Source organism: Hydrogenophaga sp. PBL-H3 (assembly GCF_010104355.1).
In the GTDB taxonomy this organism is placed as follows: domain Bacteria; phylum Pseudomonadota; class Gammaproteobacteria; order Burkholderiales; family Burkholderiaceae_C; genus Hydrogenophaga.
The window spans coordinates 688,424-714,159 of record NZ_CP044972.1; the positions used below are offsets into that span (position 1 = coordinate 688,424).

Genomic DNA, 25,736 nt, shown 5'->3' on the forward strand with positions numbered 1-25,736 from the left:
CGGTCGGTCGCGGAACAAAGGGGGCAGGCGTCAGGCGATCTTCAGGCCGGACAGCTTGGGGTCTTCGGGGGGAAAGCGCAAGTCCAGCGCCTTGAGGGTGTCGCGCACGATGGTGGCGATCATCAGGTTGCGGTGGGTCTTGGAATCGGCGGGCACCACGGTCCAGGGGGCCCAGGGTGTGCTGGTGGCGTTGAGAAAGGCCTCGTAGGCGCTCTGGTAGTCGTCCCACTGCTTGCGCACGTCAAGGTCGCCCAGGCTGAATTTCCAATGTTTTTCGGGATCGTCCACCCGCTCCTGCAAGCGTTTGCGCTGCTCGTCCTTGCCGATGTGCAGCATGAACTTGAGGATCACAGTGCCGGTCTCGGCCAGCAGGCGCTCGAAGTCCTTGATGTGTTCGTATCGCTGCAGCGCCTGCTGCGGCGTGATCCAGCCATTGACCACCGGCACCAGCACGTCTTCGTAGTGGCTGCGGTTGAAGATCGTCATCTCGCCGGCGCCGGGCATCTGCTGGTGGATGCGCCAGAGGTAGTCGTGATCGCGCTCGGCTTCGGTGGGCGCCTTCCAGCCCACGGTGTGTACACCCAGCGGGCTGGTGCGCGCGAACACGCCGCGCACCGTGCCGTCCTTGCCCGATGTGTCGGTGCCTTGCAGCACCACCAGCAGCTTGTAGCGGCCATCGGCATAGAAGAGGTTCTGCAGGGTGTCCAGTTCGTCGGCAATGGCGGCGACGGCGCCCAGATCGGCTGTCTTGTTGCCCCCTGAGAACGGCTTGGCGTCGGACTTGAACGATTTGAGCGAGACGCCCTTGGACTTCTTGCCGCCGTTGCCCGGGGTCACCTGCCAGTCTTGCCAGGCGCTGCCTTTGCCCGCCATCAGGGCCCGGGCAGGGAAGGGCAGGACGGCGTCGTTCGGGCTGGGCATGGAAAGGTCTCCGTTCGGTGCGTGGCCGCGCTGATGCAAGCCCGTTTGATTGACGTTTACGTAAACGTAATGTTAACGCGTTTGGACGAAAAAAGGGGCGCTCGCGCGCCCCCCGATGCTTCGTGGTTTCCGTCCGCTGGATCAGCGGTAGAGCACCTGTGGCAGCCACAGGCCGATGGCCGGGAACTGGTACAGCAGCACGATGGCCAGCACCTGGATGCCCATGAAGGGCAGCATGCCGGCAAAGATCTGGTTGAGCGTCACATGCTTGGGTGAGACACCCTTCAGATAGAACGCCGCCATGGCCACCGGTGGGCTCAGGAAGGCGGTCTGCAGGTTCAACGCCACCAGCAGGCCGAAGAACAGCGGGTCGACCCCGAAGTTGTCCAGCAGCGGGATGAAGATGGGCATGAAGATCACGATGATCTCGGTCCACTCCAGCGGCCAGCCCAGGATGAAGATCAGCACCTGCGACAGGATCAGGAACTCGGTCTTGGACAGGTTCATGCTCAGCACCCAGGTCTCGACCAGCTCCTGGCCGCCCAGCAGCGCGAAGGCTGCCGAGAAGATGGCCGAGCCCACGAACAGCCAGCACACCATGGCGCTGGTCTTGGCAGTCAGGAACACGCTTTCCTTGACCACGCTGAACGTGAGCTGCCGGTAAGCCGCCGCCAGCAGGAAGCCGCCGAACGCGCCAACCGCCGCCGCTTCCGTGGGCGTGGCCAGGCCGAAGACGATCGAACCCAGCACCGCCAGGATCAGCACCAGCAGCGGGAAGAAACTGGAGAGCAGCATCTTGAAGACTTCCAGCCGGGTGAAGCTCAGGATGGCGTAGAAGATCACCAGCGCCAGCAGGCCCACGGCCAGCCCGATCCAGAAGCTCATCGAGGCCGGCTTGGTGGTGGCTGCGGGTTCTGCCGCCTGCGCCGCAGGGGCAGCGGCAGCGGGCTCGGTCACGGCGTTGGCCTGCGCACCGGCGGCGGGCGCTTCTTTCTCTGCGCCGGGCGGCTCGGCCACCGCATCGCCGGAAGGCGGTTCGGCCAGACCACCGTCTTCCGATTTGGGTTCGGACAGGCCTCCTTCGTTGGTGTTCTCCTCCACGTCGGAGCCGGCACCCATGGGCTGCAGTTCTTCGTAGGTTTCCACCGGCACCACTGTGGTGGCACTCTGGTAGCTGGCAAAGGCCACCGCAGCGAACAGGAGCGCCGGCAGCAATGCGATGCCGAGCTGGCTCAGCAGGTACTTGGTGGACACGTCCTGGTTGCGTTTGCCGTTCAGGGCCTTGATCAGCTTGGGCACGGCCGAACCTTCGCCGGTGGCGCCGATGGCCTTGAGCGGAGCGGGCAACGGCACGAAACGCTGCGCAGCGGTGAGCGGTGGGGCCCAGGCCGGCTTGATCTTGGCCATGACGATCACGTACACGATGTACAGACCGGCCAGCATGATGCCGGGGAAGAACGCACCCGCGTACAGCTGCACCACCGACACGCCAGCGGTGGCGCCGTAGACGATCAGCAGCACCGAAGGCGGGATCAGGATGCCCAGGCAGCCGCCGGCGGTGATGACACCGGCCGACAGACGCACGTCGTAGCCCGCGCGCAGCATCTGCGGCAAGGCCAGCAAACCCATCAGCGTGACGACCGCGCCCACGATGCCGGTGGCGGTGGCAAACACCGCGCAGGTCACCAGCGTGGCCACGCCCAGCGAGCCCGGCACACGGGCCAGAGCCAGGTGCAGGCTGCGGAAGAGCTTGTCGATCAGGTTGGCGCGTTCCACGAGGTAACCCATGAACACGAACAGCGGGATCGAGATGAGCACGTCGTTGCCCATCACCGAGAACGCACGCTGCACCATCAGGTCCAGGGTCTGCTGCATCGCGCCACCCGCGGTCTGTGTGCCGGAGTGGTAAGCGAAGAACGCGAACATCATGCCCATGCCCATCAGGGTGAAGGCGGTGGGAAAGCCCAGCATGATGGCAACCACCACCAGCGAGAGCATCAACAGGCCGTAGTGGCCGTTGGTCATCGTGTCAACGCTGAGCACCATGGTGAGTGCGGCGGACCCGATGAGGGCCATCAGCGCGAAGCCGAACCAGAGTTCCTTGCGAATCTTCATGGCTGGCCTCCCTGCTTCACCACCAAGCTGTCCAGCGCTTCAATGTCAGCATCTTTCACGTTCACCATTTCTTTGAGTTTGTCCACGTCCACTTCTTCCACATCTTGTGCGCGCTTGGGCCATTCGCCGGTCTGCAGGCACATGACGCAGCGGATGATTTCCACGATGCCTTGCAGCAGCAGGAAGCCGCCGGCGATCGGCACCACGAACTTGAACGGGTAGACCGGCAGCGGGTCGGCGTTGAAGGTCTGCTCGCGGATGGCGAGCGATTCGTTGGCGAAGAACCAGCCGGCGTAGGTCAGGGCCACGATGCCGGGCAGGAAAAACAGGATGTAGAGGGCCAGATCCCAGCCGGCTTGCGTGCGCGGGCTGAAAAATCCATAGAGCACGTCACCGCGCACGTGACCGCTCTTGGCCAGCGTGTAGGCGCCGGCGCTCATGAACAGCACGCCGTACAACATGATCTGGGCGTCGAGCACCCAGGCGTGAGGGGTGTTGAGCACGTAGCGGGAGAACACCTCCCACGTGATCAGCAGGGTAAGCCCGATGACGGTCCAGGCGCATGCCTTGCCGAACCAGGTCGACAGGCTGTCTACAGCCAGTAATAGTTTTTGCATGTGAATTTCCAGAAACAGAAAGGGGCGCCCGCAGGCGCCCCGAGTTCAGCAAAGCCCGATCAGGACTTCTGCGCACCCTTGCCGAAGTAGTGGTTGTACGCCATCTTGAAGTCAACCATGTAGTCGTTTTGCCACTGGCCGGCGCGCTGGGCGAAGGCCTTTTGGGATTCCAGGATCTTCTTGAAGATGGCGTTTTCTGCGGACTTCTTGGCGATGGTCTTGTCCCAGGCTTCGAGCTGAGCGCGCAGGATCGGGTCGGGGGTCTTGTAGAACTTCACGCCTTGCTTCTTCAGCTCGATGTAGTCCTGCGAGTTGCGCTGAATGGCTTTCCAGCTCATGTCGGCACTGGCCGCCTGCACGGCGTAGTCGACGATGGACTTCAGCTCGGCTGGCAGGGCGTTGAGCTTGGTCTTGTTGAACAGAATCTCGAACTGTTCGCCCGACTGGTGGAAGCTTTGCAGCATGCAGTTCTTCACCACGTCGGGGAAGCCCAGCAGGCGGTCGGAAGAGGCGTTGTTGAACTCGGCTGCGTCGATCAGGCCGCGGTCCAGTGCGGGCACGATCTCGCCACCGGGCAAGGGGTTCACGGCGGTGCCCATTTCGGTGAACACGTCGACGGCCAGACCCACGGTGCGGAACTTCAGGCCTTTCATGTCGGCCACTTTGGCCACGGGCTTCTTGAACCAGCCCAGCGGTTGCGTGGGCATGGGGCCGTAGAGGTACGAGGCCACGTCCAGGTTCAGGCTGGCGTAAATCTCTTCCAGCAGGGCTTTGCCGCCGCCGTAGTTGTGCCAGGCCAGAACCATGTTGGGGTCCATGCCATACGCAGGGCCGGAACCCCACAGGGCCAGCGCCGAGTTCTTGCCGTAGTGGTACGCCACCACGCCATGGCCGCCGTCCAGCGTGCCCTTGGCCACTGCTTCAAGCAGCTGGAAAGCCGGGACCACGGAGCCGGATGGCAGCACTTCGATCTTGAGCTTGCCGCCGGCCATGTCGTTGACCTTCTTGGCGAAGTCCTGGGCGTACTCGTGGAAGATGTCCTTGGAGGGCCAGGTGCTCTGGAAGCGCAGCGACGTGGTCTGTGCGGTGGCGATCATCGGCACCGACATGGCGCCTGCCGCAACGGCCGCGCCCTTGAGCATGCCGCGGCGTGACGTCACTGTTTTCTTGTCTGACATGTATTTGTCTCCAGTCTGGGTTGAGGGTTGCCCATCATGCGGCTCAGACCCCAATCCCCTCGACAGGGTTTTCACCGACCACCATTTGTTCGCATTACTTTGCGACGTTTGCGTCGGAGTAATTGCGTACAAAAATCTACGCGAATAAGGGTTTGCATGCTAACTGTATGAGCGTTTTGCGACGCAATGGGCAGAGCGGCCGATGGACTGTAAGTCCGGTGCAAGGTTGATTTTTCTTTCAGCGTGCACAGACGCGGATTCAGCAAGAACGCTCCGCCGGTGGCATGCTGTGAACCATGAAACCGATACAGCTTTTCGATCCCGCGTCCAGCACCTTCACGTACGTGTTGTTCGACCAGATCACCCGCGACGCCCTCATCATCGACCCGGTGGACGAGCAGATCGAGCGGGATCTCGCCGTGCTGCGCGAGTACGGTCTGAAACTCGTCTGGACGGTGGAAACCCACGCGCACGCGGACCACATCACGAGCGCCGGCAAGCTGGCCGAGCTGGCAGGCGCCAAAACGGCGGCGCCACTGGGCTGCGGCATCGGCACCGCCGGCGTGCAGCTGGCGCACGGCGACACGCTCAGCTTTGGTGGCGAGGTGCTGCGCGCGTTGCACACACCCGGCCACACGGCCGGCAGCATGAGCCTGGTCTGGAGGCACCATGTGTTCACCGGCGACACGCTGCTCATCGGTGGCTGCGGCCGCACCGATTTCCAGTCGGGCAGTGCGAAAGACCTGTACCACAGCATCACTCGGGTGCTGTTCGATCTGCCGGACGACACCACCGTCTGGCCGGGCCACGACTACCACGGTCGCCACCACTCCACCATTGGCGCCGAGAAGAAACACAACGCACGGGTGGCGGGCAGGAGCGAGGCCGAATTCATTGCCTTGATGGAGTCGCTGAACCTGCCCAGGCCCCGGCGCATCGACGAAGCCGTGCCGGCCAACCTCATGTCGGGACAACGCCATGACGCGGGCGGCGTCCTGTTCATGGAGCCCCGACCCGCCGCCGGTCCACACGCGGGCAGTTATGCGGGGGACGTGACGCCACAGCTGGCCTGGCAGTGGGTGCAGGCGGGCGATGCCGTGCTGGTCGATGTGCGCACCGATGCCGAGCGCGAATGGGTCGGCTTCGTGCCCGGCGCTGTGCCGGTGGCCTGGAAACAATGGCCTGGCATGGCAATGAACCCGGACTTCGATGCCCAGGTGCGCCAGGCGGCTGGTGGCAAGAAGGTGGTGCTGCTGTGCCGCAGCGGCGTGCGCTCGATTGCCGCGGCCAAGCGCGCCACCGAACTCGGCCTGGAGGCCTACAACATCCTTGAAGGCTTCGAGGGTGACCCGGACACGCACGCACACCGCGGTCAGCAGGGTGGCTGGCGCCACCATGCGCTGCCCTGGCGCCAGAACTGAAGCACGCACGGGCCGCGTTGCTCCGCCACCGCCGCTGGTCGCTCCGCTTGCCCGGAGTTTGAGAAGAAAGCCTCACAACCCCTGTCAGGACTGACAGGGTTCGTGCGGTTTTTCACACATTTCTTTTTTCAATGGGGTTTTCCATTTCAAAAGGATTGCCCCATGACGTCGTTGGCCTGCCCTCGGGAGAGAGCCCCTTCGAACCCCCCGATCTCCGCCCATCTGGCCGGGCGCATCCAGCGCGAGTTCACCACCCGCTGGGACACGCTCTGGAGCGGGCGCTCACTGCTTCATGGTCGTGAGGCTGGCCCTGGCGCGGTGCGGCTCAACGGCAACGACTACCTGAGCCTGACCGGCCACGCGGACATCGTTCAGGCCCAGACGCTCGCGATCAAGACCGACGCCGAGTTCGTCATCCAGTCCGGCGTGTTCCTGCTCGACGAACACCCCGCGCGCAAGCTCGAACTCAAACTCGCCCACCTGCTGGGGCAGGAGGACGGGCTGATCTGCCAGTCGGGCTACGCGGCCAACCTGGGCCTGCTGCAGTCGATTGCGGACGAGAAGACGGTGATCTACATGGACACGCTGGCCCACACCTCGCTGTGGGAAGGTGCGCGCCGCGCCGGGGCCACCACCCATCCGTTTCGTCACAACGACGCCGAGCACCTGGACCGGCTGGTGCAGCGCCATGGCGCCGGCGTGATCGTGGTGGATTCGGTCTACAGCACCACCGGGGCAGTGGCGCCCCTGGTGCAGGTGGTGGAGGTGGCCGAGCGGTGGGGGTGCATGACGCTGGTCGACGAATCGCATTCCCTGGGCACGCACGGCCCGCAGGGCGCAGGCTTGTGCGCCGAGCTCGGGCTGAGCCATCGGGTGCATTTCATCACCGCCAGCCTGGCCAAGGCGTTTGCGGGTCGCGCCGGTTTCCTGAGCGTGCCGGCGGCCATGCGCAACTACGTGCTGAGCACCAGTTACCCCAACATGTTCAGCTCGTGCCTGCTACCCCACGAGATTGCCGCGCTGGACGCCACGCTGGAGGTGATCCGTCGCAGCGACACCGAGCGTGCGCGCCTGCGCGCCCACACGCTGCAACTGCGCGGCATGCTCAGCGACCTGGGCTACCCGATCCACCAGGGCACCGAGCAGATCATTGCCCTGGAGGCCGGCACCGAACCTGCCACCATGGTGCTGCGCGATCTGCTGGAGGAGCGCGATGTGTTTGGCGCGGTGTTCTGTGCACCGGCCACCAGCCGCAACCGCACCATGGTGCGGCTTACGCTGCATGCCGCGCTCACCGACGCCGAGCTCGACCATGTGGCCGCCGTGGCGCGGGAGGTGGCGCCGATGGTCAAGCCGTGGGACTGGCCGATCGCGCGTCGCGCCCGCGCGGCGTGTGCTCAGTTGTCCTGAACGCTGCGGTGGCCTTCTGCGTCCAGGAAGCGCCGGTAGCCGTAAATGGGGTGGGGCAGATCGGCGGTGTCGAGTGAGAACACGGCAGCGGTGACCAGCTTGTCATCACCCAGGCCGAAGGCCGGCGCGGTGCGCACCGGCCCGCCGAGGTTGAGCTGCTGGTGCAGTTCCACCGCTGCCAGCTGGTTGCCCGCCTGCACCGCGCGCACCACGTCGAAGCCCAGCCCGGCCGAGCCGGCGAGTTCGGCCAGATCGCCCAGGCTGCTGGTGGGCTCCAGCTGCAACCAGTGGGCATTGCCCGTGCCGTCCAGGCCGATCAGCCCAAACGGCTCACCCAGCACGGCGTACTCGACCCAGTTCTGACTGGCGAATGACTGCAAGGCCAGCGCAATGGACGGAATCTGCAGCAGCGATTGCTGCGACGGCTGCAGTGCACCGCGCCACAGTGTGTTCAGGCGCGGGTGGGGCGCGTGCATGAGCTTGCGCAACACACCCATGAGGTGGCGTGTGATGTCGGTCGTCTGTTTGGGCACGAACTGGTCGATCAGACCGTTGTTGAAGGCCTGGATGGCGATCTGCTCGTCGGCCTGACCGGTCAGGAGCACACGCGAGCCCGGCCAGTCCAGCAGAGTGTTGAGCACCTTCAAGCCGTCGGTGCCGGGCATGGCGTAATCGACCACGCAGGTCTTCACCAGCTGGTAGCGCGCCGGGTTCACCGCCCAGTAGCGCAGGATCTGCGGCAGCAGCGGCTGTCCCTGGCGCCAGCGCTCGATCATCTGCAGTTGCAGCATGGCGTCGGCCTCCCACCGGGCTGGCTCTTGTTGCATGCGCTGGGCAAAGCCCGACGGGCGCGCAAACAGCTCCACCTGCCAATGCGTCGGAATCACCATGCCGAGCATGTCGAGGTAGTCGGTGTCGTCGTCCAGAAACAGAATGCTGCCCGGACGGTGGAATAGGGGGATCGTCAGTGCCATCGGGTCATCAGCGTGGAGAAGAAGGGGTCGCGTGAATCGGTTGACTGAGTGGGAGATCGATCATGAAGACCGCGCCCAGGCCGGGTTCGGAATGCACGCTGAGACTGCCCTGCGCTGCCTCCACGACGTTCTTGCAGAAGGTCAGACCCAGGCCGTTGCCGGCGCCCGCCAACGTGGAGAAGAACGGTTCGAAGATTCTCGTCTGCTGTTCGTGGGCAATGCCGATTCCGTCGTCAGATACTGCAATGCGTCCCTTGCCGTGGTGCACGCCCACATCCAGCCGCAAGTCGCCCGGGCTCGGGGCGTTGCTGGCCGAGGCCAGCGCATGGAGCGCGTTTTTCATCAGGTTGGTCAGCACCTGCGAGAACAACTGGCGCGACGCCATGAAGTGGAAGTCCTGCTGGATGTGCACCTGGACGCAGTCGCGCTCCCTGGACGAGCGATAGGGATAGTGCAGCACCACGTCCTGCACCAGTTCTGCCGCGCGGATGGAGGACTTGTCGCGAGGCAGTCGAATCAATTGCGCGTTCGAGATCTGGGTATCGATCTGCCGGTTCATGCTGCGAACCAGGTTCTGCAGCCGGGTGGCCAGCTCGTCGAATCTCTTCTGCTTGGCCTCCGGAAGGTCGTGCTGCGACAGGTTGCGCAGCACGTCGCCCATGAGGTTGACGGTGGCCAATGGCGTGCGCAGCTCGTGTGCCATCACGCCCATGGTGCTCAGCGTGTTGATCAGGCGCGTGCGGCGCAGGTTGGCGCTGGAGGCTCCCAGCATCATGGCCGCGCCCCACGCAAACGCCAGAACCACCAGATGGTCGGGCCGTGTGGCCTCTTCGGTCAGGGGCACGCCCAACATCTGCGCCAGCCCCAGGCTGAGCCCGGCGCCCATGACAACGCCCAGGGTGGCCAGTCGCCAGTCGGTGAGGTGGTAATAGATGACCAGCATGCAGGACACGCTGGCCAGCCAGACGTCGTTGCCGCCGTTGAGCCAGTACATCCAGGAGAAGAACATGGGCAACTGCGACCAGCTGGCCAGGGAAAAGATCCAGATGGTGGCCTGGGAGGTGAGGTCGCGATTGAACGCGCCGATCAGCAACGGAACACCCAGGCTGGCCATGGCCAGGCGGGTGGGAAGGTTCTCGTAGGGCTGTGGCAACAGCTCGATCCAGATCCATGCGAACCCGAGATGTCCCAGAATGGTGAATACGCCCAGGTACTGCAGGCGAGCACGTGATGGATGCAAAATGGGCTCGAGGGGCGCATGGACCACCTCGTCCAGCAACCATCTCCACAGTCGCGCTCTGGCGCTGTGCAACCTCAACCGGTCCAGAGGCAATATGTACTCCTTCGATCGCCGAGCACCCGTTGCCCGCACCGGCTGCCCACACACAAACCCCATTGTCCGTGCAACAGGCTGTTTCAAACCATGACCCTACCTGTCAACTTTGACAGTATCAGCCTCGATAGCATTCTGGCCGACTGGGTCTGCGCGTTGCACGACCAAGGTGTCGAGGCCGTCATGGTGCTCGGCCCGGCGCCCACCGGCGGACGCGACGAGCGCGAAGTGCTGGCGGTGCACCCTCCCCGGTTGCTGTCGGCCGCCCAGGCGTTGGCGGACAGCCGCGATTTCGGTGCCAGCTGGCGCGAAAGCGATGCACCGCTGGTGGCCTGGCAAGACATTTCCAAATCGGTCTTTGAACAATCCAGCCGCTGGCGCCGCCTGTGGCTGGCGCATGGCCACCAGACGCTGGTTCGGGTGGCCTTCAGCCTGCCAGCCGGTCGGGCTTTTGAGTGCTTCATGTTCAGCCCGCGCGCGTTTGCCGATCGCTCCGAAGCGGCGGCGCTGGCCTGGTCGGCCTTCAACATCTGGCCCATGCTGCGCCGTGCCATCGCCGAAGCCCGTGTGAGCCTGAGTCCGCGTGAGCTGGAGAGCCTGAACATGGCCTTTGAAGGGCTGACCGCACGCGAAACCGCCTTGCGCATGGACTGCTCCGAACGCACGGTGAACTACCACCTGGCCAACGCCATGGCCAAACTCAAGACCGACAACAAGCTGGCCGCTGTGCAGCGCGCCTGCTGGATCGGTCTCATCTAGCCTGGCCCCCACGCTCCCCGGCTGCGCGGGCCGTTGTTTTGTCATGCTGCAGTGCGCAAACTCCCCGGGGTTTGCTTGGTCATAATCCGCGCATGACTTTTCTGGCCCTGGACGTTGGCAACACCCGCCTGAAATGGGCCTTGTACGAGGAGCCGCGCTCTGGTTCGCGCCTGATCGCACAGGGTGCGCAGTTCCTCGAAAACATCGAAACCCTGGCCGAAGGCGACTGGGCCGACCTGCCCGCGCCGCGCTGGGTGCTGGGCTGCGTGGTGGCTGGCGATGCGGTCAAGCGCCGGGTCGAGGAGCAGCTCGAACTCTGGGACGTGACCCCGCAATGGGTGGTTTCCAGCAATGCCGAAGCGGGCGTGACCAACGGCTACGACCACCCGGCGCGGCTCGGCTCCGACCGCTGGGTGGCCATGATCGGCGCCCGTCAGCGCCTGGTGGCTCGGGGCCTGGCGCGGCCTTGTGTGGTGGTGATGGTGGGCACCGCCGTGACGGTGGAGGCGATCGACACCGAAGGGCGGTTTCTGGGCGGCATCATCCTGCCCGGTCACGGCATCATGTTGCGCGCGCTCGAATCGGGCACGGCCGGGTTGCACGTGCCCACCGGCGAGGTGCGGGACTTCCCCACCAACACCAGCGACGCGCTCACCAGTGGCGGTACCTTCGCCATCGCCGGTGCGGTGCAGCGCATGGTGGACAACCTGCGCCGCCATTGCGGTGATGAGCCGGTGTGCTTCATGACCGGTGGCGCCGGCTGGAAAATGGCGCCCAGCATGGCCTTGCAGGTGGAGCTGGTGGAGGGCCTGATCTTCGACGGGCTGCTGGAGATGGCTTCGCGCCGCCTGGCCCTGGCTTAGGGTTTCGCTTCGCCCCAGGGCAGCATGAGGGTGAGCGTGAGCAGACGCCGGAACTCCGGCTCGAACTCGTCAATGATGCGCTGCGGCTCTGGGCACAAGGTGGTGTCGGCGATCACGCCGAACTGCACGCCGCCGCCGTAGCTCAGGATCGACACGCCCAGGCCCACCGTGCCGGTCTGAGGCACCCAGAACATCGTCTGCTCCAGGGTGGAGCCGCAGACCTTGAGCTTGGTGGCCGGGCCCGGCACGTTGGTCATCACGGCTGTGGTCTTGCGCCCGAACAGGCTCAGCAGCGCATCTTGCGCCGGCTTGACCAGCAACCCAGCCACCGAGAGCAGGCCGAAGGTCAGCAGCGGTTGCAGGCTGCCCTTGAGGTTGTTCATGCGCGAGCGCACGGTGAACACGCGCTCGACCGGGTTGGTGCAACCAATGGGCAGCACCAGCGGCACCAGGCCAAAACGGTTGCCGAGTTTCCAGGCGTCCTCCATCGGACGCAGGTTGATCGGCACCATGGCGCGGATCTCCTGACCGGTGGGGTCGTCACCGAGGTGTCGCAGGTAGGCGCCGATGGCCCCGGCCACACATCCCAGCAGCACGTCGTTGACCGAGCAGTTCAGCGCCCGTCCGATCGCCTTCACCTCCTCGAGCGGAATCGGTTCGCACCAGGCCACGCGTTTGGTGTTGCCCGGCTGCCCCTTGAGCCGGGTGGGGGAATCGTCGGGCATGAGCGCGAGGGCGGCGAGGTCGCTGGCGAGCTGACCCCCCATGCGCGCCAGATCGACCGCCTGGCCCAGCGAGTCGGAGAGGCTCTGCTGGGGCGAGGCCAGCATGGCAAACGACCTGGCGGCGCCGCCGCCGGCGGCTTCCAGTGCCTTCGCGGTGAGATCGCCGAAGGGCCGTATCAAGGTGTCGGCCACCCAGTCTTCGGCGCCGTCCAGACCCGGCTTGGTGGTCTTGCGGCTCTTGCGCTGCGGCGGTGCGCCACCGCCGTCGACCAGGCTCATCATCACGCTGATGAGCGCGATGCCGTCGGCGATGCAATGGTGGATGCGAGCGATCAGCGCAGAGCCACCACCGTATTGTTCGACCAGCTCGAAACGCCACAGCGGATGCTGGTGATCCAGCGGCTGCATGGCGAGTTCGGCCACGCGGGCCTGCAGGGCATCCTGCTCACTTTGCGAGCCGGTCTGCGAGAGCCGGTGCGTGACCACATGGCGGCTGAGCCGGAAGTCTGCGTCATCGATCCAGTGCGCGCCCGCGGCGTCTTCGCGCGCCAGCTGCACGAAACGGCGGTAAGGCAACAGACGCTCGCGCACGCGTTCGCTCAAGTCCTCGATGCGGATGCCCGGCTTGAGGATCCACACGCCGACGATCATCATGAGGTTGCTGGGTGAGTCCATGCGCAGCCAGGCCGTGTCGACCTTGCTCATGCGCTCGCCTTCCAGCCCCAATGTGGTCGTGAGCGCCTTCTTGACCGACGGCAGCACGCCGGCCGCCGCGCTGTCACTGGTGGTCTTGCGGCGAGTGGCGGGGCGAGTGGCGCGCACCGCCGGGGTGTCGCTGCGGGCGGCAACGCGTTGAACCATGGATGCTCCTCGGGTGGCTGTGCGGGTCTTGGGTTGTGGCCCTATTGTGCAGAGGCCTCCAACCGTAAGATAGCGGGAGAGCCCTTAGCCCACGGCGTGCCTGGCGGGCGGTCCATTTCAACAACAGGAGCATTCATGGCCGATCTCAAATCCCTTTTCGAAGCCGCGGTGGCGAATTCCAAGAACCTCAGCGAGCGCCCCGACAACGCCACGCTGCTGAAGATCTACGCCTTGTACAAGCAGGCCACGGAGGGGGATGTGGAAGGCAAGAAGCCTGGTTTCGGCGACATGGTTGGTCGCGCCAAGTGGGATGCGTGGAACGGCTTCAAGGGCATCGGGAAAGACGACGCGATGCAACAGTACATCGACCTCATCCAGGGTCTGAGCTGAACACCAGCCGGCTTTTCAGCCGGCTTTTTTCTTTTTGGCGGCGGGCTTCTTCGCCGCCAGCAGTTCGTCGAGGTTCTTGACGATCTCGCCTTCGATGCGGTCTTTGAAAGCGCCCAGCAGGAAGCCCAGGCGTGCATCGAGTTCAAACTTCCCGGCCGACACCTTGAGCGTGCCACTCACCCCCGAGCGGGTGAACTGCACCTCGTCGCAGTCGCTGCCTTCTTCGTACGTGCAGCTCATGTCGAACTCGTTCTCGACTTGCTCGGCCCAGCGCCACGCGAGCTTGCGTGCGCCGCTCATGCCGAGTTGGTGATCGCGTTCGATGTGGATGTCGGCCATGGTGTCTCTCGGTGTTGTTGTCAGGGGCGAGGCGTGTCGCTGGCGGCCAGGGCGGTGGGTGCCAGCTCGCGCAGGGCGGCCTGGCGCTCGTCTTTGGGGCGACCGGACAGCGCGCGCACCGCATCATAAAACCGCGCAAAGTCGCGGCCCTCGCGCTCGAACAGGGCTTCAAACGCGGGCACCCAATCGTCGTAGGCCGCCTGGGCTGCAAAGCTGGCGTTGTTGGCCCGTGCCACGAAAGGGTCGTAGCCGGCGTAGCCGTTCCAGCCCGCTTTCAGGTGTTCGTATTGCTGGCGGAAATCGTTCAGGGTGCCGGCCTTGAGCTGCAGCTTTGCGGCATCGCCCAGGCGGGCGTCCTCGTAGATGGCCTTCAGGCGTTCGCGGGTCGCACGGGTGAGTGCACGGAAGGCGCGGCGGCGGTGGTCGAAGGTGGCGTAGTCGGTGCGTGCCTGCTCGCTGGCGCGGTTCAACCAGAGCGCGCCGCCCAGGCGCTCCACCGTGGTGGCGAACGACTCGTTGAAAGCGGTGTCGTTCTGCACGTACACCACCTGGTGTGCGAGTTCGTGGAACACGGTGCGCGCGAGCTCGCCTTCGGGGTAGTGGATGAAGGTGTTGAGCAGTGGGTCACCACCGGCCCAGTTCATCCAGCCCAGGGTGGAGTAAGCCGGCACCGGGTAGACCGCGACCTCCAGCTGCGGGTCCAGGCTGTCGGCGAAGGCTTTTGCGCTGGATTCCAGAAAGTAACCGCGATAGCCCACACAGCCCGCCACCGGAAAGCACCAGGTCTCCAGCTTGAGCGAGAGCGCCGGTGCGGCCACCACGTTGTAGACGGCGGCGCGGCGCTTCAGGTCGGCGTAGCGCTGGTAGCTGTTGTTGTCGGGCAGGGCGAGTTCGCTCACCGCGAACTGGCGGATGCGCCGGGCCGCTTCCAGTCGTTCCTTGAGCTTGGGCGGCGCGGCGTCATCGGCCAGCCAGTCGTCGACCGGGCGCGCCGCCTGCATCAGCAACACGTGTCCGGCGACCGATTGCCAGTAGTAGCCCACGCCGGTGGTGTTGGCGCAGCCTGCGCTCAGCAGGGCCACAAAAGCAAGCGCCAGCAGTTGCTTCACACCGGCCTCAGGTCAGGCTGGCCACATCGACCAGGCAGTCGTAGAACACCGGGCCGCGCCCCATGTCGGTGAGCTGCTGGCTGGTGACCTCGTTGACGTTGGTGCCCGAGGGTCCGAGCTTGCGCCACCAGATGCCCAGGCCGTTGACCACGCCGGGCCGTGCGCGCGTGGACACCTTGGCCTTGCAGCGGTATTCGCCGCGGTCGTTGAACACGCGCACCATGTGGCCGGTCTCGATGCCACGCGCCAGCGCATCGTCGGCGTGAATTTCCAGCAGCGGCTCGCCCTCGATGTCGCGCAGGCTCTGCACGTTGACGAAACTGGAGTTGAGGAAGTTGCGTGCCGGTGGCGAGATCATGGCCAGCGGATAGGCGGCTGACGTGCCCTGCAGTTCGTGGTTGGGCAGGTGGTCGGGCAGGCCGTCCATGCCCTGCGCGGCCAGCCGTGCACTGAAAAATTCGCAGCGCCCCGACGGTGTGGGAAAGCCGCCGTTGGCGAAAGGCGCCTCGGGGATGGGCAGGGTGGCAAATCCCTGGTCCAGCAGCAGCTGGAAATCCACCGTGCTGCCGAACACGGTGCGGCAGAGGGTCTCGTCGTCGTCCGCGAAACACGGGTCGTCAAAACCCAGGCGCGCGGCCAGCGCGCGGAAGACGTCGGTGTTGGTGCGGGCTTCGCCCACCGGTGCGATGGCCGGGCGGTTGAGCAGCACGTCGGTGTGGCCGTAACTGGTGTGGATGTCCCAGTGCTCCAGCTGGGTGGTGGCCGGCAGGATGATGTCGGCGTGGTCGGCGGTGTCGGTCTGGAAGTGCTCGATCACCACGGTGAACAGGTCTTCGCGCAGAAAGCCCTGCACCACCTTGCCCGATTCGGGCGCCACCGCCACCGGGTTGCTGTTGTAGACGATGAGCGCTTCGATCTTCGGCCCGAAGCCGGGCGAGCTCTCGCGCAGCAGGTCGTTGCCGATGGTGCTCATGTTGATGGTGCGGGGACTTTTGCCGGCCAGCAGATCGGGCCGGTGCAGGGCCGCGCGGTTGACCGGAAACATGGCCGAACTGGACAGCAGCATGCCACCCGCCGGCTGACGCCACGCACCCACCAGCGCGGGCAGGCAGGCCACGGCGCGCACCGCGTTGCCGCCACCGCGCACGCGTTGCATGCCGTAGTTCAGCCGGATCGCGGCGGGTTTCGTGGTGCCGTAGGCGCGCGCCAGCTCGGTGATCTGCTGCACCGGGATGCCGCAGATCTCGGCGGCGCGCTCGGGTGGCCACTGCAGCGCGCGCTCGCGCAGGCCCTCCCAGCCCAGCGTGTGCTGCGCGATGTAGTCGTGGTCCAGCCAGTCGTGCGTGATGAGCTGGTGCATGAGTGCCAGCGCGAGTGCCGCGTCGGTGCCGGGACGCAGGGCGATGTGCTCGTGGCACTTCTCGGCTGTCTCGGAGCGTCTCGGGTCGATGCAGACCAACCGCGCGCCCTCGCGCTTGGCCTGCTGTGCCAGACGCCAGAAGTGCAGGTTGCTGCCGATGGAGTTGCTGCCCCAGATCAGGATGAGTTTGGCGTCGGCGAAATGCTCCACCTTCATGCCCACCTTGCCGCCCAGCGTCTGCACCAGCCCCTCGCCACCGGCCGAGGCGCAGATGGTGCGCTCCAGGTGCGAAGCGCCCAACCGGTGAAAGAAGCGCGCGGCCATGCCCTCCCCCTGCACCTGGCCCATGGTGCCGGCGTAGCTGTAGGGCAGGATGGCTTGAGGGTCGCGGGCGGCCAGGGACCTCAGGCGTTCGGCAATCGTGTCCAGGGCTTCGTCCCAGCTCACGCGCTCGAACTGCCCGCTTCCCTTGGGGCCGGTGCGCTTGAGCGGGTGCTGCAAGCGCTCGGGGTGGTAGGTGCGTTCGGTGTAGCGCGATACCTTGGTGCACAGCGCACCGTCGGTGTGTCGGTGCCCGGCGTTGCCCTGCACGCGCACGGCGATACCGTTTTCCACCGTGGTGACCAGGGCACAGGTGTCGGGGCAATCGTGGGGGCAGGCTCCGCGGATCGTGAGCGCAGTCGTGTTCATCGGATGAATGTTGCCAAAGGGCGTCTGGACGTGGGGGATGGCAGGGCGCTTGCTTTACCCTACCCAGTGTCCAAATCAGCATATCAGGAGTGTTCGCATGCAGCGTCGTGAAGCCCTATCCCAAGTGTGCAAGCTGGTCGGCTCCGGGGCGCTGGCTTCCTGGGGTGTCTCGGCCAGCGCGCAGAGCGCCACATTGAGTGACACGCGCATCGTCCTGGGGCAGTCAGCACCCTTCACCGGCGCGGCCGTGCAGCTGGGCCTGCAGTTCCATCTGGGTGCGCAGGCCTACTTCGACACGGTCAACGCCAAGGGCGGCGTGAACGGCCGCACGATCGAGATCAGGCGGCTGGACGACGGCTACGAGCCCGAGCGCTGCGCCGCCAACACCCGCCAGCTCATTGCCGACGACGTGTTCGCCCTGTTTGGCTACATCGGCACACCCACCAGCCTGGCCGCACTGCCATTGGCCACTGCGGCCAAGGTGCCGTTCTTCGCGCCCTTCACCGGAGCGCAGGCGCTGCGCGATCCGTTCAACCGTTACGCCATCCACGTGCGCGCCTCCTACTTCGACGAGACGGCCGCCATCGTTCGCCAGATCACGTCCACCGGCATCAAGAAGATCGCGGTCTTCTACCAGAACGACGCTTACGGCAAGACTGGCCTGGAGGGCGTCACGCGGGCCATGACCGCCATGGGCCTGGAGCCCACGGCCCTGGGCACGGTGGAGCGCAACACGACCGAGGTGGCGCAGGCAGTGAAGGACATCATGGCCCAGAAGCCCGAGGCGATCGTTCAGATCGGGGCTTACAAGGCGGTGGCCACGTTCGTGCGGCAGGCGCGCCGTGCCGGGTTCAGCGGCAACTTCTACAACGTCTCCTTTGTCGGCACCCAGGCCCTCATCGACGAGCTTGGCGCCGAGGCCCGTGGGGTGTCCGTGAGCCAGGTGATGCCCTTCCCCTACACGCCGGCCACAGCGCTGTCGGGCGAGTACCTGGCGGCCATCAAGGAGAAGCGGGGTGTGGAGCCCAACTACTCGGGCATGGAAGGGTTTGTCGCGGCCAAGGTGTTCACCGAGGGCGTGCGGCGCGCGGGGAGGGCGCTCACGCGCGAGGGCTTCATCACCGCCGTGCAGGGCATGCAGAACGTGAACCTGGGTGGTTTTCCGGTGGATTTCGGACCGGCGAAACACACCGGCTCCCGTTTTGTGGAGCTCACGCTGCTGACCGAAGACGGGCGCATCCGCCGCTGAAGGCGGTCCAGGCGGTGGCGTTGCAACGTTGCATCACATGCGGGGCCTGCGGGGTGGCGGCCCGCCGCAGCCGCCCGTCCTCTGAAATGAATTCCTTGGTATCTGTTTTGAGGGTCATGGACCGGAAAGACGTTCCGGTTTGACGTAACTGTGCGAGGCGCGGTCATGCTGCGCTGCGGATACTGCAACGGCCCACAACTCGTTTTGCCCGATTGCCACCGCCAAGCGTTGCGCTGTAGCCTGTTCGAGTCGACCGGTGAATGTCTCACCCGCTCAGGAGGTCTTTGATGCAGCTGCCCGTTCGCCACTTGTTGGCGCTTGTCATGTCGGCCAGCTTGATGCCGACCTGGGCCCAGGCGCCCGCCCCTGCCAACGCTGCGCCGGCAGGGCCGGACGCCAGGCTCATCCGCCTGGGTGTGATCCTGCCGCTCACCGGGGGATCGTCCGACATGGGCAACAGCGCGCGCGTGGGCGCGCAGGTGGCGGTGGACGAGATCAACGCCGTGGGCGGATACCTCGGGCGCAAGCTGGAGCTGGTGATCCGCGACGACCAGGCCAACCCCGACGCCGGCCTCAAGCACGCGGAAGAACTGGTTCTCACCGAGAAAGTGGTCGCCACCGTGGGCTTCTGCAACACCGGCGTGGCCATGAAGGCGCTGGACGTGTTCCAGAAGAACGAGCACCTGCTGATCGTGCCTTGCGCCACCGGGACCGCCATCACCGCCAAGTACCCCGCGGCCGAGAGCTACATCTTCCGCACCTCGGCACGCGACCAGCTGCAGTCGCAGTTTCTGGTGGCCGACATCGTCAAGCGCAACCTCAAGAAGGTGGCCTTGCTGGTGGACAGCACCGGCTATGGTGACGGCGGCCTCAAGGACCTGGAGGCCGCGCTGCAGGCCGTGGGCCTCAAGCCGCAGATCGTCGTGCGCTTCAAGGTGGGCGTGAAAACCCTGGCCGACGAAATGAAGCAGCTCAAGGAGTCGGGCGCCGATGCGCTGATTGGCTGGACCGTTGGACCTGAGCAGGGGGTGATCTCGGCCAGCCGCGCTGCGGCGGGCTGGAACGTGCCGCAGTACGGTCCCTGGGGTCTGTCTCATGCCTCGGCCTTCGAGGCCTCCAAGGGCGCGGTCGAGGGCACCTATGTGGTTCAGACCGTGCTGCCCAACACCTTCATGGAGCGCAACAGCACCTTTCTGCGGGGCTACGCCAGGATCTCCAAGGAGCGCCCCATCGGTTCGATGATGTCGGCCGCCCAGACCTACGACTCGGTGCACCTGCTGCTGCGCGCCATGTTCCTGACCAAGGGCAACATCACCGGCAAGAGCCTGAAGAACGCGCTGGAAAACCTGCAGCAGCCTTACCGAGGCGTGGTGACCACCTACGACAAGCCGTTCAGCAACGCCGACCATGACGCCATTTCGGCCAACATGTTGTGGCTGGGCACCTGGCAAGGTGGCGAGCGAACCTATGTCTACAAGGACGATGCGGCGCGGGCCAGCGTGATCCGGCGCAAGGAGTGAGCCGGCCCTGGCCGTGATCGACCCGCTGGTGCGTGGGGCTGTCGCCCGGGAGGCCGCGTCCTTGGCGGGTCTTGGCTACCATGATCCTTTGTTTTTTTCGCCACCGCCACGGCACGCAAAGGTTCCCATGAAACTCATCGACTCCATCCTCACGCAGGCCGCCAGCATCGCGGCCGTGCGCCGCGACATCCATGCCCACCCCGAACTCTGTTTCAAGGAAGTGCGCACCGCAGACGTGGTGGCCCAGAAGCTCACCGAGTGGGGCATTCCCGTGCACCGCGGCATGGGCACCACCGGGGTGGTGGGCATCGTGCACGGGCGCGACGGCGGTGCCTGCGGTCGGGCCATCGGCTTGCGCGCCGACATGGACGCACTGCCCATGCAGGAGCACAACACCTTTGCGCACGCCAGCCAGCACGCCGGCAAGATGCACGCCTGCGGCCACGACGGCCACACCGCCATGCTGCTCGGCGCCGCGCAGCACTTTGCCAAGCACCGCAACTTCGACGGCACCGTCTACCTGATCTTCCAGCCGGCCGAAGAGGGCGGCGGCGGCGCGCGCGAAATGATCAAGGACGGCCTGTTCGAGCAGTTCCCGGTGGAGTCGGTGTTCGGCATGCACAACTGGCCCGGCATGGCGGTGGGCACATTTGCCGCCAGCACCGGCCCGGTGATGGCGTCGAGCAACGAGTTCCTCATCACCATCCGTGGCAAGGGTGCTCACGCCGCACTCCCCCACAACGGCATTGACCCGGTGCCGGTGGCGTGCCAGATGGTGATGGCGTTTCAGACCATCATCTCGCGCAACAAGAAGCCGGTGGACGCCGGCGTGATCTCGGTCACCATGATCCACACCGGCGAGGCCACCAACGTGGTGCCCGACAGCTGCGAGATCCAGGGCACGGTGCGCACCTTCACCTATGAGGTGCTCGACATGATCGAGCGCCGCATGCAGGAAGTGGCCGAGCACACCAGCGCGGCCTTCGGCGCCACGGTGGAGTTCCAGTTCAAGCGCAACTACCCGCCCACAATCAACCACGCCGCCGAAACCGCGTTCGCGCGCGAGGTCATGGCCGACATCGTGGGCGCTGATCGCGTGGTGGACCAGGAGCCCACCATGGGCGCCGAAGACTTCGCCTACATGCTGCAGGCCCGCCCCGGTTGCTACGCCTTCATCGCCAACGGCGACGGCGCGCACCGCGAAATGGGCCATGGCGGCGGCCCCTGCATGCTGCACAACCCGAGCTACGACTTCAACGACGACCTGATCCCGCTGGGTGCCACCTACTGGGTGCAACTGGCTGAAAAGTGGCTGAGCCGACCACGCCCGGGGGCGGCGGCTTGATCGCACCCAGCGACGCCTTCTCCCCGTCGTACGCCCGGGCCCGGGTGCAGTTTCTGGAAGCGGCAGCCGGCGCAGGCATGGCCATCAGCAGCCACAACCATCCCCTGCCAGGTCGCGATGGTGAGGTGCTGGCCACGGACGTGGCGCTCGATGGCGACCCCGATGCCGAGCACCTGCTCATCGTCAGCAGCGCCTGCCACGGGGTGGAGGGTTACTGTGGTTCCGGCGTGCAGGTGTTTGCCGCGTTTGACGCCGAGTGGCGCGAGCACGCACGCGACGCCGGCGTGGCCGTGCTCTACATCCACGCCCTCAACCCACACGGTTTTTCGTGGGTGCGCCGCGTGACGCACGAGAACGTCGACCTCAATCGCAACTTCCAGGACTTCGGCCAGCCGCTGCCGGTCAACGAGGCCTACGCCGACTTGCACGAGCTGCTGTTGCCCGCGCAATGGCCACCCGGCCCGGAGAACGACTCAGCCATTGGTGCCTACATCCAGACGCATGGACTGACGCGCTTTCAAGCCGCGGTGTCGCAAGGCCAGCATGCGTTTGCGGACGGCCTGTTTTACGGCGGCACCGAAGCCACCTGGAGCAACCGCACGCTGCGCCAGGTGCTGCGCCGCCACGGCCAGCAGGCCCGCCACCTGGCGTGGTTCGATCTGCACACTGGCCTGGGCGAGAGCGGGCTGGGCGAGCGCATCTGCGCTTGCCGTGACGATGCGGTGGCGCTGGCGCGTGCCCGTGACTGGTGGGGCGGCGGCGGCCAGACGCCGGTGACCTCCATCTACGACGGATCTTCCACGTCGGCCCTGCTGACTGGCCTGATGTGGAACGCCGCGTACGAGGAATGCCCGTAGGCGCAGTACACCGGGATCGCGATGGAGTACGGCACGGTGCCGATCGAAGAGGTGATCGATGCGCTGCGCGGCGACCACTGGCTGCACCTGCACCCCGAGGCGCCCGAGGCCTTGCGTGCCGAGATCAAGGCGCGGGTGCTGGCGGCTTTTTATGTGGATTCGCAGGAATGGAAGGCGAGGGTGGTGGTGCAGGCGCGGCAGGCTTTGTTTCAGGCTGTGGCTGGTTTGGCTTCTTCTTGATGGGTTTGTTGTCGTGGCGAGCCGGGTCTCGGCCCGGCTCGCCACGACAGAAGAAACCCACCACTGAAGCCTACAATTTCAGAACCAAATAAAGCAGAAGCAGCCATGACCACCCCGCCCGACCTCACCTCCATCCCCCCCCGCGACAAGGCCGAGATACTGGCCCAGGCACTGCCCTACATCCGCAAGTACCACGGCAAGACCATGGTCATCAAGTACGGTGGCAACGCCATGACCGACCCGGTCTTGCAGCAGGACTTTGCCGAAGACGTGGTGCTGCTCAAGCTGGTCGGTATCAACCCGGTGGTCGTGCACGGCGGCGGGCCGCAGATCGAAACGCTGCTCAAGCGCCTTGGCAAACAGGGGCAGTTCATCCAGGGCATGCGCGTGACCGACCCCGAGACCATGGAGGTGGTGGAGTGGGTGCTGGCCGGTGAGGTGCAGCAAGACATCGTGGGTCTGATCAACCAGGCCGGCGGCAAGGCCGTGGGCCTGACGGGGCGTGATGGCGCCATGATCCGCGCGCAGAAACTGCGCATGACCGACCACAAGGACCCGAATCTCGAACACGATGTGGGCCAGGTCGGCGACATCGTGAGCATCGACCCCAGTGTGGTGAAGGCCTTGCAGGACGACGCCTTCATTCCCGTGGTCAGCCCGATCGGCTTTGGCGAGAACAACGAGAGCTACAACATCAATGCCGACGTGGTGGCGGCCAAGCTGGCCACCGTGTTGCAGGCCGAGAAGCTGTTGATGCTCACCAACATCCGCGGCGTGCTTGACAAGGAAGGCCGGTTGCTCACCGAACTCACGCCACGGCGCATTGACGAACTGGTGGAGGATGGGACCATCTCCGGCGGCATGCTGCCCAAGATCGCCGGTGCGCTGGACGCCGCCAAGAGCGGTGTGAACGCCGTGCACATCATCGATGGTCGGGTGCCGCATGCGCTCTTGCTGGAAGTGCTGGGCAATGAGCCCTTTGGCACCATGATCAAGAGCCACTGACCCATGGGCGGACGCCATCGCATGGTGCGGGATGCGATTGCCCACTGACCTCAGATACCCCGCCCCCGTTGGGTCCGGGAAGTTGCAGCGATGTGCGAAAATTCGTAACAGGAAGACAAGCCAGGGCCGGCACAGCGGCCACCGGCACCCATTCGCCCCCACCGATCGGACCGCCTGCCCATGACCTCCAATGCCCCTGAGTCTCCGTCCCCGGAAGACGCCGCAGCGCTTGAAGCCGCCAGCGTGATCGAAGCCGCTGCGCATGCCGAGGGAACAGGGCGCAAACGGCCCAAGCCCGGTGAGCGGCGCGTGCAGATACTGGAGGCACTGGCCACCATGCTGGAGCAGCCGGGCACCGAACGCATCACCACCGCGGGCTTGGCCGCGCGGCTCGAAGTGAGCGAGGCCGCGCTCTACCGTCACTTCGCCAGCAAGGCCCAGATGTTTGAGGGCCTGATCGAATTCATCGAGCAGTCGGTGTTCGGCCTCGTCAACCAGCTGGGCGAACGCGAGCCCGACGCCAACGCGCGTTGCCGCAAGCTGGTCACGCTGCTGCTGCAGTTCGGTGAAAAGAACCCTGGCATGACGCGCGTGATGGTGGGCGATGCACTGGTGTTCGAAAACGAACGACTGCAACAGCGCATGAATCTCTTCTTCGACAAGATCGAGTCGGTGCTGCGGCAAAACCTGCGCGAAGCGGCGGTGGTGGCCGGCGTGGCCACGCCCACGGTGGACGCGCAGGCCGATGCGTCGGTGGTGACCGCTTTCTGCGTGGGCCGGCTGCAGCGGTTTGCGCGCAGCGGCTTCAAACGCTCGCCCAGCGAAAGCCTTGAGCACAGCCTTGCGCTGCTGCTGCCGGTGGCGCGGCGCTGACCCACCCCGTGATGCCCCGCGCGCCCTGGGTGCCGGTGCACCTGGCCGAGGGCCTGACGGTCTGCTTGCACCCTTCGGGCGTGGCCTTCCTGCCCGAGCACGCCGCGCTGCTCGTGGCCGACATGCACCTGGGCAAGGCCGCGAGCTTTCGCCGCCTGGGCGTGCCGGTGCCGGCCGGCTCCACCGCCACCACGCTGCAAGCATTGGGCGACGCACTCGCTTCACTCGGCAGCACCCCGGTGCAACACCTTGTGTTCCTTGGCGACCTGCTGCACGCCGCGCGCGGGCGCAGCCCGGCGCTGAGCCAGGTGGTCGAGCAGGCACTCACCGCGTGGCGTGGCAAGTGCCCCGGTTTGCGCGTGCACCTGGTGCGCGGCAACCATGACCGCGCTGCGGGCGACCCGCCACTCGAATGGCGCATCGAACTGCAAACAGAACCTTGGGTGATGGGGTCCTGGGCCCTGTGCCACGAACCCCAGCCTGTGCCTGGCGCCTACACCCTGGCCGGACACTGGCATCCATGCGTCGCCTTGAGAGGCGGTGCCCGAGAGCGACTGCGCCTGCCGTGCTTCTGGTTCGGCGACCCGGCCCACCATGCCGTCGGTGTGCTGCCCGCCTTCGGAGACTTCACCGGCATGCACCCGATCAAGCGGCGCCCGGGTGACCGGGTGTGGGTGGTGGCGGACGAGGCGGTGCGTGAAGTGCCAGAGAACCTGCGCTGAGTTTTTAGGGCCTCGGGTCTAAACAAAGTCCCCATAAAAAGCGCCGGCTGTGCGCACGGGCCGGGTTTTGCGGTAAAAATAGAACGACCGTTCGATTATTCGGAAAACCCCACCCGCCACGCATGAGCACCACCCCCTCCACCCGCCGTCCCCGCGCCGACACCTCGGCCCAAAAGCCCCTGCAAAAAGGTCAGCAGACCAAGGCCGCCATCGTGGATGCCGCGCTCGGTCTGGCCACGCAGATCGGCTTGGAAGGCCTGTCGATCGGTGCGCTGGCCGAGGTCATGCAGATGAGCAAGTCGGGTGTGTTCGCGCACTTTGGCTCGCGCGAAGAGCTGCAGATTTCGGTGGTGCGCGAGTACCACGCTCGCTTCGAGGAAGAGGTTTTCTACCCCGCCATCAACGCGCCGCGTGGCCTGCCGCGCCTGCGCGAGCTTTTCAGCAACTGGATGAAGCGCACCTCGGTCGAGATCGACTCGGGGTGCATCTACATCAGCGGCGCGGTCGAGTTCGACGACCGGCCCGGCCCGGTGCGTGACGCACTCGCGAGTTCGGTCAACACCTGGCTCAGCGCCATGCGCCGCGCGGTGGAGATCGCCATTGAAGAGGGTCACCTCGCAGCCGACACGGACGCGGCGCAGATGGCGTTCGAGGTCCACGCGCTGATCCTCGCGCTGCATTACGAAGCGCGCTTTCTGCGCAGCCCCGACTCGGCCAGCCGCGCCGTGCGCGCGTTCGAGAACATCGTCACCCGCTTCGGCAACCCGCAGGCGTCCGCGCCCCGCAAGTCAGCCACCAAAACCCCAGCCGCTGCCAGCAAGCAGGGCTGAGTTCCCTTTCGTCTTTCGCAAACCCAGCTC

Annotated in this window: 22 protein-coding genes and 2 pseudogenes; 14 read left to right on the top strand and 10 right to left on the bottom strand. The window is 65.6% G+C overall.

Annotated features, from left to right (window positions below; genetic code table 11):
• Positions 1-30 precede the first annotated feature (30 nt).
• The 4 genes from F9Z44_RS03300 to F9Z44_RS03315 all read right to left on the bottom strand — a co-directional run bounded on the left by F9Z44_RS03300 (position 31) and on the right by F9Z44_RS03315 (position 4,831).
• On the bottom strand, positions 31-921 hold the full coding sequence (locus F9Z44_RS03300; RefSeq protein WP_159603566.1) for a PPK2 family polyphosphate kinase: 891 nt from the start codon (positions 919-921) through the stop codon (positions 31-33).
• Between the two features lie 141 nt (positions 922-1,062).
• Complete coding sequence (locus F9Z44_RS03305) at positions 1,063-3,036, bottom strand: TRAP transporter large permease (protein ID WP_159603568.1); 1,974 nt, start codon at positions 3,034-3,036, stop codon at positions 1,063-1,065.
• A complete protein-coding gene (locus F9Z44_RS03310) occupies positions 3,033-3,653 on the bottom strand; it encodes a TRAP transporter small permease subunit (RefSeq protein WP_159603570.1) in 621 nt (206 codons plus the stop codon). Before F9Z44_RS03310 ends, F9Z44_RS03305 begins: the two co-directional genes overlap by 4 nt.
• A gap of 59 nt (positions 3,654-3,712) precedes the next feature.
• Positions 3,713-4,831: a TRAP transporter substrate-binding protein gene (locus F9Z44_RS03315; RefSeq protein ID WP_159603572.1), complete on the bottom strand. Its 1,119-nt coding sequence runs from the start codon at positions 4,829-4,831 to the stop codon at positions 3,713-3,715.
• Between the two features lie 296 nt (positions 4,832-5,127).
• Between F9Z44_RS03315 and F9Z44_RS22825 the strand changes: the two are divergent.
• The 3 genes and pseudogenes from F9Z44_RS22825 to cqsA all read left to right on the top strand — a co-directional run.
• A pseudogene (locus F9Z44_RS22825) lies at positions 5,128-5,808 on the top strand (MBL fold metallo-hydrolase); the annotation flags it as partial.
• Between the two features lie 24 nt (positions 5,809-5,832).
• A complete protein-coding gene (locus tag F9Z44_RS22830; protein WP_236574323.1) occupies positions 5,833-6,252 on the top strand; it encodes a rhodanese-like domain-containing protein in 420 nt (139 codons plus the stop codon).
• A gap of 162 nt (positions 6,253-6,414) precedes the next feature.
• Positions 6,415-7,662, top strand: a complete 1,248-nt coding sequence (gene cqsA, locus F9Z44_RS03325; protein ID WP_159603576.1) for an alpha-hydroxyketone-type quorum-sensing autoinducer synthase — start codon at positions 6,415-6,417, stop codon at positions 7,660-7,662.
• Here the strand turns inward: cqsA and F9Z44_RS03330 are convergent.
• Together F9Z44_RS03330 and F9Z44_RS03335 are read right to left on the bottom strand one after the other, a co-directional pair.
• Positions 7,650-8,636, bottom strand: a complete 987-nt coding sequence (locus tag F9Z44_RS03330) for a response regulator (protein WP_159603578.1) — start codon at positions 8,634-8,636, stop codon at positions 7,650-7,652. The genes cqsA and F9Z44_RS03330 overlap by 13 nt on opposite strands.
• Positions 8,637-8,643: 7 nt before the next feature.
• Positions 8,644-9,876: a sensor histidine kinase gene (locus F9Z44_RS03335; protein WP_236574240.1), complete on the bottom strand. Its 1,233-nt coding sequence runs from the start codon at positions 9,874-9,876 to the stop codon at positions 8,644-8,646.
• A gap of 183 nt (positions 9,877-10,059) precedes the next feature.
• Between F9Z44_RS03335 and F9Z44_RS03340 the strand changes: the two genes are divergently transcribed.
• Both F9Z44_RS03340 and F9Z44_RS03345 read left to right on the top strand, forming a co-directional pair.
• Positions 10,060-10,728, top strand: a complete 669-nt coding sequence (locus F9Z44_RS03340) for a helix-turn-helix transcriptional regulator (RefSeq protein WP_159603582.1) — start codon at positions 10,060-10,062, stop codon at positions 10,726-10,728.
• Between the two features lie 92 nt (positions 10,729-10,820).
• Entirely contained in the window at positions 10,821-11,591 is a 771-nt protein-coding gene (locus F9Z44_RS03345; protein WP_159603584.1) for a type III pantothenate kinase, read from the top strand.
• Here F9Z44_RS03345 and F9Z44_RS03350 read toward each other — a convergent pair.
• A complete protein-coding gene (locus F9Z44_RS03350) occupies positions 11,588-13,177 on the bottom strand; it encodes a wax ester/triacylglycerol synthase family O-acyltransferase (protein WP_442907239.1) in 1,590 nt (529 codons plus the stop codon). The two genes, F9Z44_RS03345 and F9Z44_RS03350, sit on opposite strands and share 4 nt — an antisense overlap.
• Positions 13,178-13,312: 135 nt before the next feature.
• On the opposite strand from F9Z44_RS03350, the gene F9Z44_RS03355 reads away from it, so the two are divergent.
• Positions 13,313-13,567 (top strand): acyl-CoA-binding protein, encoded by a 255-nt coding sequence (locus tag F9Z44_RS03355; protein WP_159603586.1) that lies wholly within the window; start codon positions 13,313-13,315, stop codon positions 13,565-13,567.
• A 15-nt stretch (positions 13,568-13,582) separates the two neighbouring features.
• Here F9Z44_RS03355 and F9Z44_RS03360 read toward each other — a convergent pair whose 3' ends face one another.
• The 3 genes from F9Z44_RS03360 to F9Z44_RS03370 are packed head-to-tail and all read right to left on the bottom strand — an operon-like array spanning position 13,583 to position 17,065.
• Positions 13,583-13,906, bottom strand: a complete 324-nt coding sequence (locus F9Z44_RS03360; protein ID WP_159603588.1) for a polyhydroxyalkanoic acid system family protein — start codon at positions 13,904-13,906, stop codon at positions 13,583-13,585.
• A 20-nt stretch (positions 13,907-13,926) separates the two neighbouring features.
• Positions 13,927-15,015 (bottom strand): aminopeptidase, encoded by a 1,089-nt coding sequence (locus tag F9Z44_RS03365; RefSeq protein WP_159603590.1) that lies wholly within the window; start codon positions 15,013-15,015, stop codon positions 13,927-13,929.
• Positions 15,016-15,022: 7 nt separating this feature from the next.
• The gene (locus tag F9Z44_RS03370; protein WP_159603592.1) at positions 15,023-17,065 is read right to left on the bottom strand and encodes a molybdopterin-containing oxidoreductase family protein; all 2,043 of its coding nucleotides are present in this window, start codon (positions 17,063-17,065) and stop codon (positions 15,023-15,025) included.
• A 97-nt stretch (positions 17,066-17,162) separates the two neighbouring features.
• Between F9Z44_RS03370 and F9Z44_RS03375 the strand changes: the two genes are divergently transcribed.
• The 8 genes and pseudogenes from F9Z44_RS03375 (at position 17,163) to F9Z44_RS03410 (ending at position 25,706) form a co-directional block, all read left to right on the top strand.
• Positions 17,163-18,314: an ABC transporter substrate-binding protein gene (locus tag F9Z44_RS03375; RefSeq protein ID WP_159603594.1), complete on the top strand. Its 1,152-nt coding sequence runs from the start codon at positions 17,163-17,165 to the stop codon at positions 18,312-18,314.
• A 287-nt stretch (positions 18,315-18,601) separates the two neighbouring features.
• Complete coding sequence (locus F9Z44_RS03380) at positions 18,602-19,834, top strand: ABC transporter substrate-binding protein (protein ID WP_159603596.1); 1,233 nt, start codon at positions 18,602-18,604, stop codon at positions 19,832-19,834.
• A 127-nt stretch (positions 19,835-19,961) separates the two neighbouring features.
• On the top strand, positions 19,962-21,179 hold the full coding sequence (locus F9Z44_RS03385) for a M20 aminoacylase family protein (protein ID WP_159603598.1): 1,218 nt from the start codon (positions 19,962-19,964) through the stop codon (positions 21,177-21,179).
• Positions 21,176-22,276 (top strand): annotated as a pseudogene (locus F9Z44_RS03390) (M14 family metallopeptidase). The gene F9Z44_RS03385 and the pseudogene F9Z44_RS03390 overlap by 4 nt, the downstream one beginning before the upstream one ends.
• A 105-nt stretch (positions 22,277-22,381) precedes the next feature.
• Positions 22,382-23,281, top strand: a complete 900-nt coding sequence (gene argB / locus F9Z44_RS03395) for an acetylglutamate kinase (RefSeq protein WP_159603600.1) — start codon at positions 22,382-22,384, stop codon at positions 23,279-23,281.
• 180 nt (positions 23,282-23,461) lie between these two features.
• Entirely contained in the window at positions 23,462-24,154 is a 693-nt protein-coding gene (slmA, locus tag F9Z44_RS03400; protein ID WP_159603602.1) for a nucleoid occlusion factor SlmA, read from the top strand.
• 11 nt (positions 24,155-24,165) lie between these two features.
• Positions 24,166-24,876, top strand: a complete 711-nt coding sequence (gene pdeM, locus F9Z44_RS03405) for a ligase-associated DNA damage response endonuclease PdeM (RefSeq protein ID WP_159603604.1) — start codon at positions 24,166-24,168, stop codon at positions 24,874-24,876.
• A gap of 122 nt (positions 24,877-24,998) precedes the next feature.
• Positions 24,999-25,706 (top strand): TetR/AcrR family transcriptional regulator, encoded by a 708-nt coding sequence (locus F9Z44_RS03410; protein ID WP_159603606.1) that lies wholly within the window; start codon positions 24,999-25,001, stop codon positions 25,704-25,706.
• Positions 25,707-25,736: the final 30 nt, after the last annotated feature.

Coding starts and splice junctions, on each gene's coding strand:
- F9Z44_RS03300 (WP_159603566.1), bottom strand. CDS start 921: ATGCCCAGCCCGAACGACGCCGTCCTGCCCTTCCCTGCCCGGGCCCTG.
- F9Z44_RS03305 (WP_159603568.1), bottom strand. CDS start 3,036: ATGAAGATTCGCAAGGAACTCTGGTTCGGCTTCGCGCTGATGGCCCTC.
- F9Z44_RS03310 (WP_159603570.1), bottom strand. CDS start 3,653: ATGCAAAAACTATTACTGGCTGTAGACAGCCTGTCGACCTGGTTCGGC.
- F9Z44_RS03315 (WP_159603572.1), bottom strand. CDS start 4,831: ATGTCAGACAAGAAAACAGTGACGTCACGCCGCGGCATGCTCAAGGGC.
- F9Z44_RS22830 (WP_236574323.1), top strand. CDS start 5,833: ATGGAGCCCCGACCCGCCGCCGGTCCACACGCGGGCAGTTATGCGGGG.
- cqsA (WP_159603576.1), top strand. CDS start 6,415: ATGACGTCGTTGGCCTGCCCTCGGGAGAGAGCCCCTTCGAACCCCCCG.
- F9Z44_RS03330 (WP_159603578.1), bottom strand. CDS start 8,636: ATGGCACTGACGATCCCCCTATTCCACCGTCCGGGCAGCATTCTGTTT.
- F9Z44_RS03340 (WP_159603582.1), top strand. CDS start 10,060: ATGACCCTACCTGTCAACTTTGACAGTATCAGCCTCGATAGCATTCTG.
- F9Z44_RS03345 (WP_159603584.1), top strand. CDS start 10,821: ATGACTTTTCTGGCCCTGGACGTTGGCAACACCCGCCTGAAATGGGCC.
- F9Z44_RS03350 (WP_442907239.1), bottom strand. CDS start 13,177: ATGGTTCAACGCGTTGCCGCCCGCAGCGACACCCCGGCGGTGCGCGCC.
- F9Z44_RS03355 (WP_159603586.1), top strand. CDS start 13,313: ATGGCCGATCTCAAATCCCTTTTCGAAGCCGCGGTGGCGAATTCCAAG.
- F9Z44_RS03360 (WP_159603588.1), bottom strand. CDS start 13,906: ATGGCCGACATCCACATCGAACGCGATCACCAACTCGGCATGAGCGGC.
- F9Z44_RS03370 (WP_159603592.1), bottom strand. CDS start 17,065: ATGAACACGACTGCGCTCACGATCCGCGGAGCCTGCCCCCACGATTGC.
- F9Z44_RS03375 (WP_159603594.1), top strand. CDS start 17,163: ATGCAGCGTCGTGAAGCCCTATCCCAAGTGTGCAAGCTGGTCGGCTCC.
- F9Z44_RS03380 (WP_159603596.1), top strand. CDS start 18,602: ATGCAGCTGCCCGTTCGCCACTTGTTGGCGCTTGTCATGTCGGCCAGC.
- F9Z44_RS03385 (WP_159603598.1), top strand. CDS start 19,962: ATGAAACTCATCGACTCCATCCTCACGCAGGCCGCCAGCATCGCGGCC.
- argB (WP_159603600.1), top strand. CDS start 22,382: ATGACCACCCCGCCCGACCTCACCTCCATCCCCCCCCGCGACAAGGCC.
- slmA (WP_159603602.1), top strand. CDS start 23,462: ATGACCTCCAATGCCCCTGAGTCTCCGTCCCCGGAAGACGCCGCAGCG.
- pdeM (WP_159603604.1), top strand. CDS start 24,166: ATGCCCCGCGCGCCCTGGGTGCCGGTGCACCTGGCCGAGGGCCTGACG.
- F9Z44_RS03410 (WP_159603606.1), top strand. CDS start 24,999: ATGAGCACCACCCCCTCCACCCGCCGTCCCCGCGCCGACACCTCGGCC.